The 15473-nt window shown below is 61.0% G+C and carries 11 protein-coding genes; all 11 read right to left on the bottom strand.

Translation table 11 applies throughout. The annotated features are described in order from the left end of the window. Window positions 1-5: 5 nt before the first annotated feature. Entirely contained in the window at window positions 6-1337 is a 1332-nt protein-coding gene (locus tag ACCW71_RS05215; RefSeq protein ID WP_436370019.1) for an NAD(P)/FAD-dependent oxidoreductase, read from the bottom strand. Window positions 1338-1475: 138 nt separating this feature from the next. Beyond that, complete coding sequence (locus ACCW71_RS05210; protein WP_436370018.1) at window positions 1476-3140, bottom strand: ABC transporter ATP-binding protein; 1665 nt, start codon at window positions 3138-3140, stop codon at window positions 1476-1478. Further along, entirely contained in the window at window positions 3137-3988 is an 852-nt protein-coding gene (locus ACCW71_RS05205; RefSeq protein WP_436370017.1) for an ABC transporter permease, read from the bottom strand. The genes ACCW71_RS05210 and ACCW71_RS05205 overlap by 4 nt, the downstream gene beginning before the upstream one ends. After that, entirely contained in the window at window positions 3985-4941 is a 957-nt protein-coding gene (locus ACCW71_RS05200) for an ABC transporter permease (RefSeq protein WP_436370016.1), read from the bottom strand. The genes ACCW71_RS05205 and ACCW71_RS05200 overlap by 4 nt, the downstream gene beginning before the upstream one ends. Window positions 4942-5176: 235 nt before the next feature. Beyond that, the gene (locus ACCW71_RS05195; RefSeq protein ID WP_436370015.1) at window positions 5177-6784 is read right to left on the bottom strand and encodes an ABC transporter substrate-binding protein; all 1608 of its coding nucleotides are present in this window, start codon (window positions 6782-6784) and stop codon (window positions 5177-5179) included. A gap of 74 nt (window positions 6785-6858) precedes the next feature. Beyond that, window positions 6859-8136, bottom strand: a complete 1278-nt coding sequence (locus ACCW71_RS05190; RefSeq protein ID WP_436370014.1) for an NAD(P)/FAD-dependent oxidoreductase — start codon at window positions 8134-8136, stop codon at window positions 6859-6861. 10 nt (window positions 8137-8146) lie between these two features. Next, window positions 8147-8815, bottom strand: coding sequence for a haloacid dehalogenase type II (locus tag ACCW71_RS05185; protein WP_436370013.1), 669 nt, complete (start codon window positions 8813-8815; stop codon window positions 8147-8149). A 28-nt stretch (window positions 8816-8843) separates the two neighbouring features. Continuing rightward, a complete protein-coding gene (locus ACCW71_RS05180) occupies window positions 8844-10313 on the bottom strand; it encodes an aldehyde dehydrogenase family protein (protein ID WP_436370012.1) in 1470 nt (489 codons plus the stop codon). A gap of 437 nt (window positions 10314-10750) precedes the next feature. After that, a complete protein-coding gene (locus tag ACCW71_RS05175) occupies window positions 10751-12208 on the bottom strand; it encodes an NAD-dependent succinate-semialdehyde dehydrogenase (protein WP_436370011.1) in 1458 nt (485 codons plus the stop codon). A gap of 159 nt (window positions 12209-12367) precedes the next feature. Next, window positions 12368-13324, bottom strand: a complete 957-nt coding sequence (gene cbl / locus ACCW71_RS05170; protein ID WP_436370010.1) for an HTH-type transcriptional regulator Cbl — start codon at window positions 13322-13324, stop codon at window positions 12368-12370. Between the two features lie 969 nt (window positions 13325-14293). Continuing rightward, the gene (gene nac / locus ACCW71_RS05165) at window positions 14294-15211 is read right to left on the bottom strand and encodes a nitrogen assimilation transcriptional regulator NAC (protein WP_436370009.1); all 918 of its coding nucleotides are present in this window, start codon (window positions 15209-15211) and stop codon (window positions 14294-14296) included. Window positions 15212-15473 lie beyond the last annotated feature (262 nt).

Genomic DNA, 15473 nt, shown 5'->3' with positions numbered 1-15473 from the left:
TCTCCTTACATCATGCCTGGGGTATCTAATCCGCTGCCGTCCACCAGACGGCTGTAGCGGTAAGGGGTAGGATCAACGATAGGTGTGGCGTCGGTCGCGAGATCGGCCGCCAGCCGTCCGGCTCCCGGCCCGATGCCGAAGCCGTGCGCGCTGTAACCGGCAGAAAGCACCAGCCCCGGCAGTTTCGCCACGCCGGAGATCACCGGGATCGCGTCCGGGGTGCTGTCGATCATCCCGCCCCACGACTGCGCCAGCTTCAGGTTCGCCAGCGCCGGGTATTCGCGGCGCATTGCCGCCAGTCCCTCTTCCACGATTTTTGCATCGGCGGCCGGGTCGAGAATACGCATCCGCTCAAAGGGGGATTCGCGGTCAAATGCCCAGCGTCCCATCGCTTCCGGGCCGTTGAAAAACGGCGACAGGCCGAGGTTCAGGGTGAGATTTTTACGGCGGCTTTTAAAGGTCGGGTAGAACTGGCGGGCATAGCGCAGCCCCTGCGCGCCCGGCTCCAGCCGTCCGCGCCCGGAGACAGAGACGGTGTAGCTGCCATCCAGCTGTGGCCGACAGGCAAAGCCCGGCGTGTAGAGCGGCATGGCGATCGCCTGCTCAATGGGCTGGGTGCGGAAGGCGGTGCCAATCACGTTGCCCAGCGGCAGATCGATGCCGTGACGACGGCAGAACATTGAGGTCCAGGCCCCGGCGGCGCAGATCACCCGGCTGGTTTTAATCAGCCCGCGTTCGGTCCAGACGCCGCTGACCCGACCGGCGGCGATGTCCAGCCCGCGTACCGCGCACTGCTGAAACAGCAGCGCGCCTTTTTTCAGCGCACCGGCCACCAGCCCAGGTGCGGCCAGCCGTGGCTCAGCGTGACCGTCGGTAGGCGCGGAGAGACCGCCGCGCCAGTGGGTGGTGCTGCCCGGCGTCATCGCTTTGGCCTGCTCCGCCGTGAGAATCGAACTGTTTACGCCATAGCCTTTTGCCATCTGGATCCACTTATCCCAGGCGGCGATGTCCGACTCTTCCTGCGTGGCGTAGACCAGCCCGCTGCGGCGAAAACCGAGCTCTTCACCGGTTTCGTCGTTCAGCTCACCCCAGCGTTGCAGCGCATAGATAATCAGCGGCAGCTCGCGCTCGTCGCGGTTCTGCTGACGGCACCAGCCCCAGTTGCGGCTCGACTGTTCCGCCCCCACCAGCCCTTTTTCAATCAGCACCACCTTGATTCCCTGTTTCGCCAGCTCCCAGGTGGCGGCAGCCCCGGCGATACCGGCGCCAATCACCACCACATCGGCGGAATCGGGAAAGTTTGCACTGTCCTGTACATAACGAATCGGTGCAGGCATAGCATTGCTACCTCTGTTGTAAGTTGTCGGTCTGGCACGACGCGGCGCTGGCCGCGGTGCACTGACCGGTGCCGTCTGCGCCGCACCAGGCGGCGGGCAGACGGGTAAATTCAGGCGCTGAGCCGGTTAAGCGGCAACCTACTCGGCTTTTAATATCTCTTCATGTTCATCGAGCCAGCCCTGACGCAGCTCCGGCACCGCGCGCTTCAGCCGCTCGAAGTAGAGTTCACTGGTCGGCTTATCGTAATCGTCACGCGCCAGCTGGGTAACGACGCGCCCGCTCTTCATCACCACAATCTCGTCACACACAGCGCGGACCGCGTGCATATCGTGGCTGATAAAGATCACCGACAGCCCCAGCTCGCGGCGCAGTTCGCTGATCAGGTCGAGGACCGCGGCGGCGACCACGGTATCCAGCGCCGAGGTCACTTCATCGCACAGGATCAGATCCGGCTCCGCCGCCAGCGCCCGCGCCAGATTGACGCGCTGCTTCTGCCCGCCGGAGAGCGCCCAGGGACGCCGCCACAGCACGCTGCGCGGCAGCTGCACCAGATCCAGCAGCTGCCAGAGGCGCTGCTGACGGGCCGCGCCGCTCAGGCCGTGAAACAGGGTCAACGGGCGGCTCAGAATCCGTTCCACGCTGTGCGCCGGGTTCAGCGCGGTATCCGCCATCTGGAACACATACTGAATGCGCCGCAGCTCGTTGTCAGGACGTTTCTGCATATCGCCCGCGATGTAGTGGCCGTTGAACAGAATATGCCCGTGACTGGGGGCGTTCAGCCCGGCGATGGCGTGGGCCAGGGTGGTTTTACCGGAGCCGGACTCGCCAATGATGCCAATCGCCTGCCCTTTCCACAGCTTGAGATTGATCTGTTCAAGAATGCGCACTTTCGGATGGCCGTCGCTGCCGCGCGGGCCATAACCGGCGCTGAGATCGCGCACCTCCAGCAGCGGCTGAATATCGGCAGCAACCGGACACCAGTTGCTGGGGCGTTCCTTCTGCCGCGCCGCCTCCATCAGCAGCCGGGTGTACTCCGCCTGTGGCGCGCCGATCAGATGCGCGGTACTGCCATACTCCGCCATTTTGCCGCGCAGCAGCACCAGAATCCGGTCAGCCATCTGCGCCACTACCGCCAGATCGTGACTGACGTAGATGGCGGTGACGCCGCGCTGTACCACCACGCGGCGAAACGCCTTGAGGACTTCGACCTGGGTGGTGACATCCAGCGCGGTGGTCGGTTCGTCGAGGATCACCACATCGGGATCGCCGATCAGTGCCATCGCCGTCATCAGGCGCTGCAACTGACCGCCCGACACCTGATGCGGGAAGCGGTCGCCAATGTGCTCCGGGTCAGGCAGCGCCAGCTCACGGAACAGGCCAATCGCTTTGGCTTTGGCCGCTTTACGGGTCAGGGTGCCGTGGATCACCACCGGCTCAATCACCTGATCGATAATCTTCATGCCCGGATTAAACGAGGCGGCCGCGCTCTGGGCGATATAGGAGACTTTGTTGCCGCGAAAGGCGCGCAGCTGACTCGCGGAGAGGCTGTTGACGTCGGTTCCGGCGACGTGAATATTGCCTTCGGCAATACGGCAGCCGTTGCGGGCATAGCCCATCAGCGCCATGGCGATGGTGGTTTTGCCCGAACCGGATTCGCCAATCAGCGCCAGCACCTCGCCCTTCTGAACGGTGAAGTGAATATCAGAAACCAGGTCAATCTCTTCGCCGCGATCGGTCTGCGCGGTGACGCGCAGTTTATCAACCGAGATTACCGGCATGGCACTATGTGGTGTCACGTTCATGCTCCCTCCTTCGCCAGCGTCATCGGACGCATCGCCTGTAGGCTGTCGATAAACAGGTTGGCCCCGATGGTCAGGCTGGCGATTGCCAGCGCGGGCATCAGCACCGCGGGCGAGCCGTCAAACAGCCCCTGAATGTTTTCACGTACCAGCGTGCCCCAGTCGGCGTACGGCGGCTGCACACCGAGGCCGAGGAAGCTCAGACCGCTCAGCAGCAGCACGATGTAGACAAAGCGCAGGCCAAAATCGGTCAGCATCGGGTGCACCATGTTGGGCAGAATGTCATGAATGGCGATATACCAGCGGCTTTCGCCGCGCAGCCGCGAGGCGCGGACGTAATCCATGCTGCGCAGCGTGCTGGCCATCGCGAAGGCGATGCGGAAAGCGCCCGGCCAGTAGGTAAAGACCGCCGTCAGGATCAGCATCGGCAGCGAGGAGCCAAACACCGCGACAATCATCAGCGACAGCACTTTACCCGGCAGCACCAGCAGCGCATCGTTGACGCGCCCCAGCAGCTCCTCCAGCCAGCGTCCCGTCACCGCCGCCAGCAGCGCCAGCAGGGTGCCGATCAGACTGGCCAGCAGCGCCGCGCTCAGCGCCAGGCCGATAGAGAACTTCGCGCCATAGAGAATACGGCTCAGCATGTCGCGTCCGAGATAGTCGGTGCCCAGCAGGTTATCGGCGGTCAGGCCGCCCAGCAGCGGACCGCCGCCGATGTCATCAATGCTGTGCGGGGCGAGTGCGGTGCCAAACAGCGCCATCAGCAGCCAGAACAGGGAGATCAGCAGGCCCAGCCGGCCAGACCCGGAGAGCGACTGTAAGAAACGCCAGGGCAGCAGAAGAATATTCATGCGCTTCTCCATTTAGGGTTAAAAGCAATGGTCAGAATGTCCGCCAGCAGCAGCAACACCAGATAGCAGGCGGCGAACAGCATCACGCAGAGCTGGACCACCGGCAGGTCGCGGTTACTTACCGCGTCCACCAGCTGACTGGCCAGGCCGGGATAACTGAAGATGGTTTCGATGATGATCACCCCGCCAAACAGGTAGGAGAGGCTGAGTGAAATGGCGTTGGCGATCGGGCCGACCGCGTTGGGCAGCGCGTGACGCAGCACCGCCCGTAGCGGCGAAACCCCTTTCAGCAGCGCCATCTCCAGATAGGGGCTGTCGAGCTGATTGATGATCGCCGCCCGCGTCATGCGCGCCATCTGCGCCACCAGCACGCAGCAGAGCGTCAGCACCGGCAGCGCATAGGCTTTGAGGTAGCTCAGCAGGCCGCTCTCCGGGCTGCCGAACGACATCGCCGACACCCAGTGCAGTTTGACGGCGAAGATCAGCACCGCCACCGTCGCCACCAGAAATTCCGGCACCGCCACCGTCGCCATGGTGCCGATTACCAGCGCCCGATCGAGACGGGAACCGCGATTCATCGCGGCGATAATGCCAATAATCAGCGCCAGCGGCACGCAGATCAGCGTGGTGATGGCCGCCAGTTCAAAGGTGGCGGGAATACGCTGCGCCACCAGCTGCGACACCGGCAGATGACTGGCGAACGAGGTGCCAAAGTCGCCCTGCACCATGCCCGCCAGCCAGCTGAAGTAGCGCATCAGTAACGGCTGATCCAGCCCCAGCTGCTGACGTAACGCCGCCACCGTCTCCGGCGTGGCGTTCTGACCGAGGATCATCTGCGCCGCGTCGCCCGGCAGCAGGCTGGTGATAAAAAACACCACCGCCGAGACGATAAGCAAAGTCAGGATGCCGGCGCCAATTCGCCGGGCAATCAGGAACATCATGTAACGGTTCATCGGCGTACTCCTTATGAAGAGCCTGCCCCGCCAGGCTATTTTATTTGGCAATCTGAATCTGGAGAGTGCTCACCCAGGCTGCTTTAGCAACCTGAACGCCCGTCAGGGCGGCCCTGAAGGGGCGGGCACAGCGCGTAATCGTCACGTACTGCCTGTACGCTCCGGTTGCTCCGCGCAGTCCGTCTCCAGACTGTCTGCAACAATGGCGCCTGAGGGGCCAGGCTCTAAACCGGAATCAGGCGCTCAGCCAGGCAAACTCATGAAAGCGATAACCCATCATCATGCCCGACGGCCAGGCCTCAATCCCTTTGACCTTTTTGTTGTAGCCATCGGTGGAGCTGATAAAGGTCGGGATAATCGTGCCGCAATGGTCATAAATCAGCGTCTGCATGTCGCCATACATCTGCTTGCGTTTCGCCTGATCGCGCTCACCGCGAGCGGCGACCACCAGCTGATCAAACTGGGGATTTTTCCAGCCCGATTCGTTGTTCGGTGCGGTAGAGAGATAAAACTGTGAGAAGAGCATGTCGAGCGTCGGACGCGGGTTTATCGAGCCATATCCCACCGGATCTTTCATCCAGTGCGAAGACCAGTAACCGTCATACGGCACACGTCGCACTTTTACGTTGAGGCCTGCCCCGCGCGCCATCTGCTGGATCATCTGCCCGCCTTCATTCGCGCCTTCGATATTCGGCGTGGTGATGATTTCTACCGTGGAGCCTGCCATGCCCGCTTTTTTGATATGGAACTTCGCTTTTTCTATGTCGAGGGCGCGCGGTTTGAGGTCGGCGTTGTAGAGCGGATGCCACGGCGGCACCGGAGTGTCGTTACTGACGTCGCCATAGCCCTGTAGCACCGTTTTCACCAGCATTTCGCGCGGTTGCAGATATTTCATCGCCAGTACGAAATCTTCATTGCTGCCTGGCTTCACGTCGGTGCGGATAATCAGGTTGGTGTACATGCCCGATTTACTCTCCAGCACACCAAATTCGCTGCTGGCTTTGATGCGCTTGCAATCCGTGGCGCTCAGGGTAGAGACCACTTGCAGATCGCCCGACATCAGGGCATTGACGCGCGCCGCGCCGTCAGTGACCCCAATCAGCTCAACCTCATCCAGATGTGGCAGTCCGGGCTTGTAATAGTTGGGATTTTTGGTGCCAATGGTGCGCGTACCCGGCATAAACGTTTTGCAGACAAACGGGCCGGTGCCGATGCCTTTGCTGAAATCGGTGGTGCCATCCTTCACAATTAAAAACGGGGGCGTCGCCAGCATGTAAGGGACGTCGAAGTTGGCACTGTTCAGCTCCAGCTGCACCTCATTGTCATTGACCGCGCTGAACGCTTTGAACTGATCGGCCAGCTTAAAGGCGATAGAGGCGATGGCGGGATCTTTGTGGCGGCTGAGCGAGAAGATCACATCTTTGGCGGTCAGCGGTTTGCCATCATGAAAAGTGACCCCTTTACGCAGTTTAATGTGCCAGATAAGACCATCGCTGGATTCCACCGATTCCGCCAGCGCTGGTTGCGCCATCAGGTTTTTATCCAGTTCGGTCAGGCCGCTGTAGAACATAAACTGACGGGTATAGTCGGCGCTGTTGTTACTTTTCGCCGGATCGAGCGTGTCGGTGGCGGAGGCGTTGGACATTGCCGCCCGCAGTTTGCCGCCTTTGACCGGTTTATCGTCGGCCCATGCCGCCCCGGAAAAACCGATCAGCCCGCTGCTCATCACCGCCCCGGCGGAGAGAATTTTCATCAGGTGGCGACGTGACAGCGAACCTTCGGTGATCATGCGCGTCAGTGCCGGATTACCCGCGTCAGCGTCGTTATTATCAAATTTACTCATCTCAGTACCCTCAATCGTAAAGCGAACGTGGATTCATTCTCAGCTGACGCTGGGGGTCAGCACTCGATGGGAAGTTATGAAAGGCGATCCTTTGCTTTGTAATAGAGTCCTGCCAGCGGCAGAAACCAGGGCTTACCGTGATAGCCGGGCAGCGCGGGCCAGGCGTCGCGTTGCCAGGGGTTTTCCGTGCGTTTTTCGGCCAGCAGATCGGCCATCACCCGGCCCATCCACACCGACATCTGGGTGCCGTGACCGCTGTAGCCAAGCGAATAGAACAGGCCATCCTGTTCACCGGCGTGCGGCAGACGGTCGGCGGTCATATCGACCATGCCGCCCCAGCAGTACGCCACCTGCGCCTGGCTGAGCTGCGGCAGCATCTGCGCCAGCGCCCGGCGCAGGATCTCCCCGCTGCGCGAATCGGAGGTGGGATTACTGACCGCGAAGCGGGCGCGGCCACCAAACACCAGCCGGCGATCGGCGGTGGTACGGAAGTAGTTACCGATGTTCAGTGAGGTGACGTAGGTGCGATCGTTCGGCAGCACCTGACGCAGCAGCGCGGCGTCGATCGCTTCGGTGACCACGATAAAGCTGCCAACCGGCACGATGCGGCGCTGAAACCAGGGAAACGGGCCGACGTTGGAGCAGCCGGTCGCCATCAATACTTTGTCCGCGGTGATAACGCCCTGCGCGGTATGGACCCGATGCTGATAACCCGAGAGACGTTCCAGTTTCGTCACCGCGTGGTGCGGGAAGATCTTCGCGCCGCTGCGGGCCGCCGCCTGCGCCAGTCCGACGCCAAACTTGCCCATGTGCATCTGACCGCCACGCTTCTGCAACAGGCCGCCGTGGAAATCGTCGCTGGCGATCTCGTCGCGCACTGCCGTTTTGTCGAGCAGTTCAATCTCCGGGTCAACGGTGCGGCGCATCAGCTCATACGCCTCCCGCAGCCCGGCGACGTGCGAGGCTTTGCTGGCGAGCTTGAGCTTGCCGCACAGCCGGAAATCGCAGTCGATCTGTTCATCCTGGATCAGTTGCTGGACGTAGCTCACCGCGTCATCAAACGCCCGGTAGAAGCGACTGGCCTGCTCCAGCCCCTGACTCGCCACCAGCGAGGCGAAGTTCTGCGCCACGCCGGTGTTGCAGTGTCCGCCGTTGCGCGCCGAGGCCTGGCTCATCACCTCGCCACTCTCCAGCAGCACCACGCTGAGGCCGCTGCGCGCCAGGTTAAGCGCCGCCGAGACGCCGGTGAAGCCACCGCCAATCACCACGACGTCAGCCTGCGCGGGCAGCGGCTCGCGGGCGGCACCGGTAAATGCGGGCGCGGTGGCCTGCCAGAACGATTCCAGTTTCATGGGGTGATCCTCAGAGTCCGACTACGCCCGGCAGGCCGCCGATGTCTTTAATTTCGGTGTAGTGGTAGTAGGGGTTTGCCGGTTCGTGACCGCGATTGACCCAGACTTTATTTTTGATGCCGAGATCGTGGGCGGTCATCAGGTCGTAGCGGAAGCTGGAGGAGACGTGCAGGATCTCCTCCGGGCCGCAGTCGAGCTTCTCCAGCATGTACTCAAAGCCCTTCATCTGCGGTTTGTAAGCCCCCGCCTCTTCAGCGGTGATCGCCATGTGGATCGGCGCGCCCAGCCGTGGGATGTGGTGCGGGATAAGGTCTTTCATCGAGTTGGTCAGCAGCACCAGCGGAAACTCTTCAGCCACTTTCGCCAGCCCGGCAGGCACGTCGGGGTGCGGTCCCCAGCTGGCGCAGTCGGTGTAGATAAAGTCACTGTCGCTTTTATCCCACTCAACGCCCCACTTTTTGCAGGTGCGCTGAATCGCATTGCTGACCACGTCGTAATAGGGTTTCCATGCACCGAGCACCTCATCCAGCCGGTAGCTGGAGAAATCGTTGGTGAAGGCGCGCATCGCCTCCGGGTCGACGCGGTCGCTGAAGCAGCGCTGCGCGGCACCGGCCATGTCAAAGAAGATCAGCGTGCCGTAACAGTCAAACGTGATGAATTTCGGTTTAAACAGTGCCATGTAACACCCTCGTCATTGTCAGTTGCGCTTAGAAATCAATAAGTACACTTTTCTGGCGCTGGCAGGCCTGAAACGCCTGACGGCCTAAATCTTTACCAATGCCGGAGCCGATAAAGCCGCCGGTGGGAATGATGAAGTCGCCAGAGCGACCATAGCGGTTGATCCAGACGGTGCCGGCCTCAATGGCGCGCATCGCCCGCAGGGCGCGCGGCAGACTCAGGGTGTGCACCCTGGCGCAGAGGCCGTAGGTGTCATGGGCGGCCATCGCCAGCCCCTGCTCCTCTTCGTCAAAAGTCTGCACCGTCAGCACCGGCCCGAAAATTTCCTGCTGGACCGCCGGGTTATCCTGCGCGACGTGGCTCAGCAGCGTCGGCTGCCAGAACCAGCCGTCGCCGGTATCCGCAAAGCGCTCTCCGCCCACCAGCACCTCGGCACCCTGCGCTTTCGCCGCGGCGATGACCGAACTCACTTTGTTGCCCTGGCGTTCATCGATCAGCGGCGCGTAGCGGCTCTCCTCCTGCCAGGTGACGCCAGGCTTCAGCGTCTGGCACAGCGCAATCAGACGCTCAACCAGCGGTTCGGCGATGTTGCGCTGGACGATAAGACGGGTGCCCGCCACACAGGCCTGGCCGCCGTTGGCGGTGAAGCCGCGCAGAATGCGCTGCGCCAGCAGCTCAGGGTCGCCAGCGTCATCAAACACCAGCTGCGGGCTTTTGCCGCCCAGCTCCAGCGTAACCGGCTTCATACCATACTGCGCGGCGTCGCTCATGATGCGCGCGCCGGTCAGCGTCGAGCCGGTAAAGGAGACTTTGCGCACCAGCGGATGTCTGACCAGCGCACTGCCGGTCACTGCGCCACTGCCCTGCACAATGTTCAGCACCCCCGCCGGTAAGCCTGCCTGGATCGCCAGCTCCGCCATACGCACGGTGGAAAACGGCGTCAGCTCCGAGGGTTTCAGCACCACCGCATTGCCCGCCGCCAGCGCCGGTCCGCACTTCCACGACGCCATCGACAGCGGGAAATTCCACGGGGTAATCGCGGCGATGACGCCATAAGGTTCGGCGATCAGCATGCCGAGGCTGCTGTCGCGGGTGGGAAACAGGTCGCCGCTGTATTTGTCGGCGCATTCGGCGTAGAAGCGAATCGCTTCGGCGGTAAACGGAATTTCATGCTGCACCACGTCGCTGATTGGCCGGGTTGAGCCGACCGCTTCCAGCTGCGCCAGCAGCGGGTCCTGCTCAATCAGATCGGCCCAGCGCCGTAACACGCGGCCCCGCTCACGCGGCGCACAGCCTGACCAGCCGCTGCTTTTCAGCGCCTGATGCGCCACGGTCACGGCGTGATCGACATCCTCCCCGGTGGCGTCATTCAGCGTGGCGTAAACCTGGCCATCGGAGGGGCGTTTCACCGCAAAAGGCGCGCCCTGGCTCTGAAGATGCTGGCCGCCGATATAATGACCGGCCGGAAGAGAAACTTTTTCAGGGTCGAAACTTAACATGGAAGAATTCCTTATTTGTTACACCCATCAGTGGCTGACTTATTAGCGTTTTACCCATCCGATAGTTGCGGTGTTAATAAGCTAATGCAGAAAGTATGCCAGCCGGACAAAAAATAAAAATGCGTTTAAAACAGCGCAAAAAAATTTTCTGCCGTATTGGCGAGCGATTTTTTGCGGAATTGCCGAACAATTAAACAGATGATTTACTTCACAAAATTTATGCGCTCTGCTGGTGCAGCCTGCACAGATATTGCACCAAAGCGGATATTGCCGGGCAGGCTGGTCATGGCCTGACGGATTTATCGATCGGCTTCACAGCCCTGATAAATTTTTCATCTTTTAAAAATAATAATTTGACGCGGATAAAAATCGCCATGCGCCGCAGGCAAAAAAAAACGCCAGTCGGTAAACCCGGCTGGCGCTTTTTTCTTTTTTATTTACAGACTGCCGATATGAAAGGTTTTCTGTTCCAGATATTCATCAATGCCGTAGCGGGAACCTTCCCGGCCAATGCCGGAGAGTTTTACGCCACCAAAGGGAGCCACCTCTAATGAGATTGCGCCGGTATTGAAGCCGACCATGCCAAACTCCAGCGCTTCCGCCACCCGCCAGGCGCGGCGGATATTTTCGGTAAAGAAATAGGCTCCCAGACCGTAGGGAGTGTCGTTGGCCATGGCGATCGCCTGCGCTTCATCATCAAAGATAAACAGCGGCGCGACCGGGCCGAAAGTCTCTTCATGGGCGATGCGCATTGCGGCGGTGACCTCTCCGAGCACCGTAGGCTCGACAAAGGTGCCGTTGCCCTGGCTGATGCCGCCGGTCAGCAGGGTCGCACCCTGACTGAGCGCATCATCGATGTGACCATTCACCTTTTCCACCGCCCGACTGTTGATCAGCGGGCCAATGGTACTGTCGGGTGCGAAGCCATCCCCCACTTTCAGGCTGGCGACCGCCTTCAGCAGCCGGGCGGTGAAGCGCGGATAGATGCTGCGCTGCACCAGAATGCGGTTGGCACAGACGCAGGTCTGCCCGGCGTTGCGGAATTTACTGACCATCACGCCCGCTACCGCAATCTCAATATCGGCATCATCGAACACAATCAGCGGCGCGTTGCCGCCCAGTTCCAGACTCAGCCGTTTGATGCTGTCGGCGCTCTGCTGCATCAGCAGCTGGCCGACGCGGGTCGAGCCGGTAAAGGAGATTTTACGCACCGTGCGGCTCTCCGTTAGCGCCGCGCCAATCTCTGTCGGCAGGCCGGTGAGCACCTGCAACACCCCGGCGGGAAAACCGGCGCGCTCGGCCAGCACCGCCAGCGCCAGCGCGGAGAGCGGCGTCAGCTCGGAAGGTTTCACGATAATCGGACAACCGGCGGCAAGTGCCGGAGCGACTTTGCGGGTAATCATCGCAATCGGGAAGTTCCACGGCGTGATGGCGGCCGCGACGCCGACCGGCTGTTTCAGCACCAGGATACGGCGGTCATCGCTGGGGGCCGGAATGGTGTCGCCATAGATGCGGCGCGCCTCCTCCGCGAACCATTTGACAAAGCTGGCCCCGTAGAGCACTTCCCCTCTGGCCTCCGCCAGCGGTTTACCCTGCTCGGCGGTCATGATAATCGCCAGATCGTCCGCATGCTCAATAATCAGTTGATGCCACTTTTCCAGCAGCGCGGCGCGGCTGGCGTTGGGGGTTTTGCCCCAGCTGATGCGCACGCTTTCCGCACAGGCTATCGCCTGCCCGGTCTCCGCGCGCCCCAGGGCCGGAATGGTGGCGAGGGTTTCCCCGGTGGCAGGATCGATGACCGGCAGCGTGGCGCCCTGATGCGCATCCTGCCAGCGTCCGGCAAACAGCGCCTGCTGGCGCAGCAGATCGCTATCGGTAAGTTTTATTCGCGACATAACATCCCCTTGTGGTCAGCTGATTCCACTTTATCGCGCCCTGTCAGCGCAGGATGTTGTTATGCGGGGCGAGAAAGGTCAGCCGGGGAGTTTTTCGCGGCGATTTGAAATTTTATGCCGTGTGAGGCGTGGCGCATCCGGTGGGGACGCGCCTGCGGGTCAGATCTGGAAGTCGATAACCGGTTCATCTTCACCGTATGAGAGCGCCTGACGTTTGATCTCCTCCAGCGAGAGGTTGGCGTTGCAGAGTTCCAGAAACTGCCAGACATAGTTGCGCTGCAACTGGCCGCGTTTCAGGCCGAGCCAGACGGTGCTGGCATCAAACAGGTGGGTGGCATCAAGGCGGACCAGCTCTTCACTCGCTTCGGTTTCACACGCCTGATCGGCCAGAATCCCCACCCCTAAGCCGAGTTTCACGTAGGTTTTCACCACGTCGGAGTCCTGGGCGCTGAGCACGATGTCAGGTTTTAACTCTGCCGCCTGAAAGGCCCGATCGACGCGCGAGCGCCCGGTGATCCCCTGGCGGTAGGTGATCAGCGGGTAGCGGCTGAGCGTACTCAGTGACACCGGCTGGTGCTGGAGCAGCTCGTGCGCTTTGGGCACCAGTATGGCGTGGTGCCAGCTGAACCAGGGAAAGGCGGCCAGGCCGCTGTTGCTGGCCAGCATTTCACTGGCGATGCCGATGTCTGCTTCACCCGCCAGCAGCATTGCGACAATTTCCTGCGGCGATCCCTGATTGAGTTCAAGCCGGACGTTGGGATAGAGCTGACGAAACGCCTTAATCACCCGCGGCAGGCTGTAGCGCGCCTGGGTGTGGGTGGTGGCGATGGTGAGAATACCGCTGGTTTCGTTGGTAAAGAGATCGGCCAGCCGCCGCACTTTTCCCGCTTCATCGAGGATGCGTTCGGCAATGGTCAGCAGCGCTTTGCCCGGTTCGGTCATGCCGAGCAGACGTTTACCGCGCCGGATAAAGATCTCAACCCCCAGCTCCTCTTCCAGATCGCGGATGTGGCGACTGACGCCCGACTGGGAGGTAAACAGGGCGTTAGCCACCTCTGTTAAATTAAATTCACAGCGCGCCGCCTCGCGGATGATTTTAAGTTGCTGGAAATTCATGGTATTTGCCTCCCTTTCGCTGATCTGATTAGCTGAGGGTAAGCACTCTTATTGATAACCGGAAATAATAAAAAAAATTCTTATATGAATGGAGGGAATAAGGGAGGGGTGCCTGGTGGGCAGAGGCGGGTTGTTCGCTGCGCGAACGGGCTTGAGTTGTTCACGCGGTGAACGGGCTGGGTTTGTTCGGCAGCGAACGGGCTGGGTTGTTCAGCAGCGAACAGGCTGGATGGGTTCGGCAGCGAACAGGCTATGAGAGGGTTTTGTTCGCCTGGCGGATGCAGTAGTTTCAGGTTCGCCGCTGCGGGCGAACAACAAGGGGGCGCCATGCGCCGCGCCCCCTTGACCCCCGGCTCCGGCCGGCTTCAACGCCGCTTCGCGGTCCCTTCGCCTCTTCGGGATTTCCGACGGACCGGCGGAACGCGCCATCCCTGGCGCTGACCCGCCTCTTCGCGACATCCCTGTCGCTCGTCCTGAAATCCCTCTTCGGCTCAGCGCTTCAGACGGCCTCCCCTCCCGCTGTTAGCTTTTCTTTCTTTGCCAGGTTCTTCGTCGCTGTGCGTATTTTTAATCACGGCATGGGCAGATGTGCTTTGCAGGTTCACAGGCAACGCGGCAGCACCACCAAAAAGAAAAAACTCACAGGCGGGGCTGTTGGGGAGGCATCCGAAGCGCTGAGGAACAACCGGAGGCAAGGATGAGCCGACAGGACGTCGGCGAAAGGACGGGCCGCGCCAGGGAGGGCGCGTCCGGCCGGTCCGTGGCCGCAGGGCGTGACGAAGGTACCCCGCAAAGCGGGGCGCGCAGGCTGCCGGGCGCCGGGATTGTTAAGGGGCGGGCGTCCGCCCCTTGACGCGACCGCCTGCACCGGCGGCCTGAAACTCCCCCACGCCTGGCGGGCGAAACCCGCTCAGTGTCAGCCCGCTGCAAAGCGAAACCCGCTCAGCGTGTAACCGCTGCAAAAAACCATTAACTCACTAACATCAACTCCCGCTCCTCGCTCAACGGCTTATTCAGCAGCGACAGCAGAATATTTTTCACCGCCAGGGCGGACGGCGACAGCGGCAGGCGGGCCGAGATGTTCAGTGACAGCGGCAGGCTCAGTGACGGGCTGTTGATGCGTGACATCCAGGCGTCGGTGGAGCCCACCAGCGAACGGGCGGCGGATTCAGGCAGCACCGTTACGCCCATCCCGCTGGAAATCGCCGCGGTCAGGGTGGAAATCGATTCAATCTCACCAATGATGCGCGCGCTCAGACGGCGCAATGAAAACGCCTCATCCACCCGCTTGCGCACCGCGCTGTAGTCGCGCGGCAGAAACAGGCTCATCTGCGCCACATCCGCCAGATCGACGCTGGCACCCGGACAATCGGTGGCCCCGACCAGATAGAGATCCTCCTTCATCAGCGGCATGCTGTTGATCCCGGCGGTGGGTGCCCGATCGTACAGCACCGCCATATCCAGCTGACCGTTCATCACTTTCTCATTCAGCAGACTGCCGCTGTTCTCATGCAGATAAACCAATACTTCCGGGTATTGATCGCGCACGGTTTGCAGCAGCGGCATAGTCAGCGATGACGCCGCCGTGCCGGGTGCCAGGCCAATCGACACCTGACCGCTCAGCACCTGACCGGCATTAATCACCGCGGTCTGAGCCTGCTCGCACTGGCGCAGGATGGTGCGCGCATGACCATAAAGAATTTTACCGGCCTCGGTCGGCGTAACGCCGCGCTTGGTGCGGATCAGTAACTGCTGATCCAGCTCATTCTCCAGCGTCGCAACCTGCTGACTGAGCGCAGGCTGGGCGATGTGCAGCACTTCTGCCGCCTGTGTCAGACTGCCGATATCGACGATTTTCACAAAGTACTTCAGTCGTCTTAAATTCATCTTGCCTCCGTCACTCACCCCGAATAGCGAAAGGAGTCTAATCCCCTCGCCCTGATACCAGAGATTTTGCAAGATGCAGGCCAGGTTTAAACAACCGCGGGCTGCCGCCAGCCAGATTTTTCCTAACGGCCCGGAAAATAAGCGATTCTGATTACCTCTTAAGGGTTAATAAGCATCAGGAATGCGTTATCACCCTGACTGAGGCTGGCGGGCGCACTGAGACAGTGCAGGCGCTGCGAGTCAGACGTGCAGAAAAGTGATG

The sequence above is a fragment of the Pantoea sp. C2G6 genome (genome assembly GCF_051336815.1).
Classification (GTDB): domain Bacteria; phylum Pseudomonadota; class Gammaproteobacteria; order Enterobacterales; family Enterobacteriaceae; genus Pantoea.
Note: the sequence above shows the minus strand (reverse complement) of the source record. Positions and strands in the feature narration are given on the sequence as shown.

Excerpts from the sequence above, each read along its gene's own strand:
- ACCW71_RS05215 (WP_436370019.1), bottom strand. The coding sequence starts at position 1,337 with ATGCCTGCACCGATTCGTTATGTACAGGACAGTGCAAACTTTCCCGAT.
- ACCW71_RS05210 (WP_436370018.1), bottom strand. The coding sequence starts at position 3,140 with ATGAACGTGACACCACATAGTGCCATGCCGGTAATCTCGGTTGATAAA.
- ACCW71_RS05205 (WP_436370017.1), bottom strand. The coding sequence starts at position 3,988 with ATGAATATTCTTCTGCTGCCCTGGCGTTTCTTACAGTCGCTCTCCGGG.
- ACCW71_RS05200 (WP_436370016.1), bottom strand. The coding sequence starts at position 4,941 with ATGAACCGTTACATGATGTTCCTGATTGCCCGGCGAATTGGCGCCGGC.
- ACCW71_RS05195 (WP_436370015.1), bottom strand. The coding sequence starts at position 6,784 with ATGAGTAAATTTGATAATAACGACGCTGACGCGGGTAATCCGGCACTG.
- ACCW71_RS05190 (WP_436370014.1), bottom strand. The coding sequence starts at position 8,136 with ATGAAACTGGAATCGTTCTGGCAGGCCACCGCGCCCGCATTTACCGGT.
- ACCW71_RS05185 (WP_436370013.1), bottom strand. The coding sequence starts at position 8,815 with ATGGCACTGTTTAAACCGAAATTCATCACGTTTGACTGTTACGGCACG.
- ACCW71_RS05180 (WP_436370012.1), bottom strand. The coding sequence starts at position 10,313 with ATGTTAAGTTTCGACCCTGAAAAAGTTTCTCTTCCGGCCGGTCATTAT.
- ACCW71_RS05175 (WP_436370011.1), bottom strand. The coding sequence starts at position 12,208 with ATGTCGCGAATAAAACTTACCGATAGCGATCTGCTGCGCCAGCAGGCG.
- cbl (WP_436370010.1), bottom strand. The coding sequence starts at position 13,324 with ATGAATTTCCAGCAACTTAAAATCATCCGCGAGGCGGCGCGCTGTGAA.
- nac (WP_436370009.1), bottom strand. The coding sequence starts at position 15,211 with ATGAATTTAAGACGACTGAAGTACTTTGTGAAAATCGTCGATATCGGC.